The following is a 704-nucleotide window of genomic DNA, read 5'->3' on the forward strand; positions in this document are numbered from 1 at the left end:
TGGAGAGGGGACCAGATCGGCCCTGACAGCCTGCCCGGCTGGAGCGCGATTCAGGTTGAAAGCAACGGTCCGGGTTACCTGCTCCTGCTGCAGCATGAAGATGGCCGCTATGCGGAGTGGACGCTTGACGATCAAGGCGTGCGTGTGAGCGGCCAGCCGATCACCAACGTCATTGATGTCGAGGTGTTCTATGGTGCTGATCTGAACAATGATGGCACGATTGGTCATTTCACGACGACCGTTGAAAATGACGGCGCGACAACGCTGGCCTCGTCGACGCGTGGGGTTTACCTGATCGACGGCAGCACGGAAGTGACATGGAGAGGGGACCAGATCGGCCCTGACAGCCTGCCCGGCTGGAGCGCGATTCAGGTTGAAAGCAACGGTCCGGGTTACCTGCTCCTGCTGCAGCATGAAGATGGCCGCTATGCGGAGTGGACGCTTGACGATCAAGGCGTGCGTGTGAGCGGCCAGCCGATCACCAACGTCATTGATGTCGAGGTGTTCTATGGTGCTGATCTGAACAATGATGGCACGATTGGTCATTTCACGACGACCGTTGAAAATGACGGCGCGACAACGCTGGCCTCGTCGACGCGTGGGGTTTACCTGATCGACGGCAGCACGGAAGTGACATGGAGAGGGGACCAGATCGGCCCTGACAGCCTGCCCGGCTGGAGCGCGATTCAGGTTGAAAGCAACGG

Annotated in this window: 1 protein-coding gene; it reads left to right on the top strand. The window is 59.4% G+C overall.

Annotation, left to right across the window (positions count from 1 at the left end):
- Window positions 1-704: hypothetical protein (locus ACR0C9_RS21855; RefSeq protein ID WP_480782059.1), on the top strand; the 704-nt coding region annotated here is incomplete at both ends.

This window comes from Ruegeria sp. C12 (genome assembly GCF_056537745.1).